7 protein-coding genes are annotated in these 4,914 nt (G+C 41.3%); all 7 read left to right on the top strand.

All coding sequences use genetic code 11. The features are described from left to right. Window positions 1-1,252: DUF3373 family protein (locus tag V4762_RS09825; RefSeq protein WP_347315602.1), on the top strand; the 1,252-nt coding region annotated here is incomplete at its 5' end. A gap of 126 nt (window positions 1,253-1,378) precedes the next feature. Next, window positions 1,379-1,726: a DsrE family protein gene (locus tag V4762_RS09820; RefSeq protein WP_347315601.1), complete on the top strand. Its 348-nt coding sequence runs from the start codon at window positions 1,379-1,381 to the stop codon at window positions 1,724-1,726. Between the two features lie 92 nt (window positions 1,727-1,818). Beyond that, window positions 1,819-2,148, top strand: coding sequence for a hypothetical protein (locus V4762_RS09815; protein ID WP_347315600.1), 330 nt, complete (start codon window positions 1,819-1,821; stop codon window positions 2,146-2,148). Continuing rightward, complete coding sequence (locus tag V4762_RS09810) at window positions 2,141-2,578, top strand: universal stress protein (protein ID WP_347315599.1); 438 nt, start codon at window positions 2,141-2,143, stop codon at window positions 2,576-2,578. The genes V4762_RS09815 and V4762_RS09810 overlap by 8 nt, the downstream gene beginning before the upstream one ends. Beyond that, window positions 2,547-4,013: a polysaccharide deacetylase family protein gene (locus V4762_RS09805; RefSeq protein ID WP_347315598.1), complete on the top strand. Its 1,467-nt coding sequence runs from the start codon at window positions 2,547-2,549 to the stop codon at window positions 4,011-4,013. The genes V4762_RS09810 and V4762_RS09805 overlap by 32 nt, the downstream gene beginning before the upstream one ends. Next, on the top strand, window positions 4,010-4,444 hold the full coding sequence (locus tag V4762_RS09800) for a hypothetical protein (RefSeq protein ID WP_347315597.1): 435 nt from the start codon (window positions 4,010-4,012) through the stop codon (window positions 4,442-4,444). The genes V4762_RS09805 and V4762_RS09800 overlap by 4 nt, the downstream gene beginning before the upstream one ends. A 62-nt stretch (window positions 4,445-4,506) precedes the next feature. Next, a complete protein-coding gene (locus V4762_RS09795; RefSeq protein WP_347315596.1) occupies window positions 4,507-4,899 on the top strand; it encodes a desulfoferrodoxin in 393 nt (130 codons plus the stop codon). The last annotated feature ends 15 nt before the right edge of the window (window positions 4,900-4,914 follow it).

The following is a 4,914-nucleotide window of genomic DNA, read 5'->3' as shown; positions in this document are numbered from 1 at the left end:
CTTTACAGGAGACGCACAATTTAGGCTAAATACTGCAAACCAAGACTACTATGCACTTAGCCCTCTAAAAGCTAATACGTACACGGTAACGCAAGATGAGTATGACTATAACACCAGCACAAACGGAGGCATAATAGGCACAGTATCGCCAAGCATGACCAATGCAGGCAATCCAAGCCTTCAGAACTCAAAGAATGATACCTACATGAAGTATAGAATCAGGCTAAACATTGCAGCACCAGTAGCAGACAACATTAGCTTCAATGGCAGACTTGTAGTTGAAAAGAATGCTGGCCATAATACTGCAGGAGGATCCAATAATCCTATACTTGCAGCTACATCTGGCTATATGGATAACTCAAATACGCTCTTCGTTGACAGATCATATATTACATGGACTCTCAACCCATATCCTATAACGTTCGTACTCGGCAGACTGCCTACTATGGATGCAGGCCAATATTACAACAACATGTTCTTAGACGAAGGAACCGAAGGCGGCCAGGTAATATTTGATATGTCAAGCTTCTTGCCATCCACAACCGTTTCGGCAACGTGGGCAAAATTATTTGACGATGGCTCTATTACATCTACACAAGAAGCAAACGGCTACAAGGATAAGGATATGTATATCTTAAACCTAAAAACCAAGATATTTAACGCCTTTAACTTAGAAGCAGACTACGGTTATGTGGACAAGCTCGCTTATTATGGTGGGCTAAGTGCAGGCACAGGTTTGTCTGGTCTTAGTGGTATTACTAGCACAAATTCAGCTCTTACCACGGGAAACAACGGCCAATACGGAAAGTATGATTGGTGGTTAGTACTCGGAAGCTGGAACATCTATGGAATAGATATGTATGCAGGTTATGAAGGAACCTCTACCGACATGCCAGTTCTTGACGGCAGCGGAAATATCAACGGCATCAATAGTGTAAACGGTGGCGCATGGGGACTTGGAGGAGATATGCCCCTCCTCGTCGGAACACTTGGAACCGATTTGTGGCTCGGAAATAACAAGTGGTACAACCCATTCATAAACAATACTCTAAGCACAGGTTATAAGGATTATTTCGACGTATATTATCTTATACCAGTTGCAAAGAATGCACACTTATCTCTCGTCTATCTATATCAAAAGGGTCAAAAGCCATATAATACTGACGCTACAAACGGCTACTATTATACCTTTAACCCAGCTCAAGCAAACAACTACAACGAATTCGAATTTGAGCTAAACGTAAACTTCTAAAGAAACTATCAAAAAACCCCTCGGATAACCGAGGGGTTTTTTGCTTTTAAAACGCTTTATCTATACTACAAAAATATATTTTATTATATAATAAAAACAACTTATATATTAAGGGGGCATGTACTTATGAATAGTGTAGTGATCCACATCGACACCGATGATAGCGTCAGGCTTATGAAGGCTTTCTTTAGTGCAAAGAACCTGCTGGGAGCCTACAAAGATGATGGGATACAGATTGTATTCATTGCAAACGGTGATGGAGTGAAGCTATTTACAAAGGATAGGGAAAATTCTCTAAAAGATGAGATGCTTTCGCTGTACAATAAAGGCGTAAAATTTATGGTTTCACAAAACGCGTTAAGGGAAACCCACGTAGGATTAGACAACGTACTTGAATTCGTAAAGATCGTCCCTTCTGGAATCGTAGAGATGGTGAGCCTTTCGAAAGCGGGATATCAATATATAAAGGCCTGATGATAATAAAAGAGGCTAAACCAGGCATAATCGGTGCTCATTTGCGGTTTAATTTGTTATACTATTAATAAAATTATTTTTGGAGGCGCAATATGTGTTCGAATAACGAATCGTATATGACGGTAATGAAGATCGAAACCAAACATCTGATCAATAGAGTGCAGCTTCTTCGAGAAGAGATTGCGCGCTGGCAGATGATGGGCAATATGCTCGGTTTTGATGGTATGGAGAAGAGTCTGGATGAAGCTGGCGCACACCTAAAGTCAGCAACCTCTGCCATAGAAAGGGCACAAGAAAGCCTATATCAAGAAGACACCTTCACTGTGGAGAACATGCACTCTCATGAACACACCCACTCTGATGGAAGCGTGCACGTTCACCCTCACACTCACCCACACGACCATGAGCACACCGATGTATAAAAAAATTCTTGTTGCTATTGACGGTTCTGTTCACACACCAATGGTCCTTGACAGTGCTATATCCTTAGCAAAAGCCTTTGATAGCACCGTTGAGATCTGCCACGCAATTTGTATGCCGCCAATGCTTCCCGACCTGATGGGCGGAGAGGTTGCATTTATGCCACAGATGATAGAAGACCTTGAGAAAAACGGTCAAAAGGTGATTGACGACGCGAAAAAATATCTGGAAGAAAAGGGATTAAAAGACATAACTACTTTCATGGACATAGCAAATCCTGCAAATATGATCCTTGAAAGGGTGAAAAATGAAAATTTCGATCTGATAGTCTTGGGCAGCAGAGGACTTAATGAATTTGAAGGCTTTCTGATGGGGAGCGTATCAGACAAAATCAGCCATCATGCAAAGTGTTCGGTATTTATCGTTAGATAAATTACTGGGCATTGCTCTCTTTATCATATCGATTGTAGGATGCCTTTCTCACACGGGAAACAAAGTTGACGCCTTAGTCTTCTACGATAGAAATCAGGTGTGGTATTCTGATGTCGGCAAAATGGAGTCAGAATGGATTGTAAATGCTTTGCACGTGAAGAATATCAATGTCAAGAGAGATAGCTTAGACTCACCGTATGTGTCAAAGAATCCAAATCTTTTGTTTTACGAGGGCGCAAGGGCAAAGCAGTTCGTCCCCGAACCGATTGTCTGGAGAGCTAAGGCAGAGAAAGAGACTACTTGGTGGATTGGCTCCAACGAAGAATCCCTGCTTGAGGGTTATGGGAAAAATAAAGCAGGATTTCAATATTCAAAGAGCAAATCTGGCTTTGACAAAGTCTTATATGGAGGTTTTACCTTTGACACGCAGCCCTTTTACGTTACTCCTATAAACCCAGAAAACTCTCAAGTTCTGATTTCAGCAGAAAACGACAAAAACGATACACTGCCCATACTTGTAAGGTCAAGAAATCTATTTTTCATGGCCTCTCAACCATTTTTAGGCGCTGATAGGAAGAGATATATGGCGCTTTGCGACGTGATAGCAAGGTCTTTGGGAGTACCAGATCAGCCAAGGCCCTTAGGACTTATCAGATTGGAAGATGTACACCCTATGTATGACATAGCAAGGCTGAAGGCCGTAATAGGTCTCCTTGAGAAAAGAGGGGTTCGTTTCTCTATTGGCGTAATACCCATATTCGTAAACCCATCAGAAGGCATTAAAGTAAAGCTAACTGACGATCCGAAGCTTATGTCAGTCCTAAAAAACGCTCAGGCTCACGGAGCCCAAATAATTATACACGGCCTCACACACCAGTTCTCAGGGATATCGGCTGTTGGATATGAATTTTGGGACAGCAGAACTCAAGAGCCATTTCCAGATAGGATCACCCTTGAGCAGCTCGAGGACAGAGTTAAGGAGGCAGAGAACATAATAAAGGCAGCAGGACTAAAGATAGACGGTTGGGAGACCCCTCACTATATGGCCACCCCTCTGCTCTACAAGGCGCTTAAGATTGAGGGGATAAAAACGATTTACGAAAGAATGCTTCTAACAGATGAAGTTCAGTTTGGCAACCCCTTAATAGTTCACCAGATGCTCATATACCCATCAACTTACAACGATATGTATTGGATACCTGAGGATTTCGGATATGACGGATATAATTTTACTCAAAAAACAGTTTATAATGAGCTCAGGAAAAATAGAGCCTTCTCAAGAGGCGTCGCCTCTTTTTTCTTTCATCCGTATTTGGGCGCAGATAAATTAAACGCATTGTTAGACAGCACTGAAAAGGATAATGTTTTATTTGTTAGCATTAAGGAGCTTCTGCAAAAATATAAAATTAAAACAAATAGTCAGGAGGCAAATTGAACGAAAAAGAGTTTGACAAGTTAGAAACGCGAGTAAAGGAATTAGAAGACCTTGTGAGCAGGCTGATAAAGAAACTGGGGTTTGAAAAGGACCTATTTGAAAATTATCAGATCTCAAAGGATCACGGCAAGGTGCTTGAGGTTTTAGGATTTTCAGGATACACCATAGAAAAAGAAAGGTCAAAAGTTAGCAATTTTATAGTAGAAAACGAGCTTCTCGAACCGCTTCAAACTGTAGGCAGGAGGATATGGAAGATCTTTGGATCCAGCGTTCGCGGAATTGAGATTCTATACGACACAGAAGGCTTAACGATTTCGACTCAGCTATCAGTATTGGACAAAGAAAAAGAAGACAAGCTAAGCGCAATCTGGGTCGATCTTTCGGGAGAAAAGTCTAATTTGATAAAATTCGCCTACATATCAAAACCATAAATCGCAACTTTCACTATAAATTTGTTATAATAATATCAATTATCGCTCAGGAGGTGTAATTAATGGCTACTGAAACTTTACAGATTTACAAGTGTGAAACATGCGGCAATATAGTAATGGTTCTGCACTCTGGCGTTGGACAGCTCGTTTGCTGTGGAAATCCAATGAGGCTTATGGAAGAAAATACCGTTGACGCCGTTGTGGAGAAACACGTTCCTGTTATAGAGAGAAATGGAAAAGATGTGCTTGTAAAGGTAGGCTCAATGCCTCACCCAATGACCAGCACCCACTGGATCGAGTGGATAGAACTTCAAGTTGACGACTCATATGTTCTGATAAAAAGACTCAGTTTCAACGATCAGCCAGAAGCGCTATTCTCGCTGCCAACCGAACCAAAAAGCCTTATGGCAAGAGAGTATTGCAACCTTCACGGCCTTTGGAAAAGCGAAGAATAATACTGCTTGTTTTTT

The sequence above is a fragment of the Thermodesulfobium sp. 4217-1 genome (assembly GCF_039822205.1).
Classification (GTDB): domain Bacteria; phylum Thermodesulfobiota; class Thermodesulfobiia; order Thermodesulfobiales; family Thermodesulfobiaceae; genus Thermodesulfobium.
The sequence above is the reverse complement of the archived record's forward strand: the minus strand, read 5'-3'. Positions and strand labels throughout refer to the sequence as shown.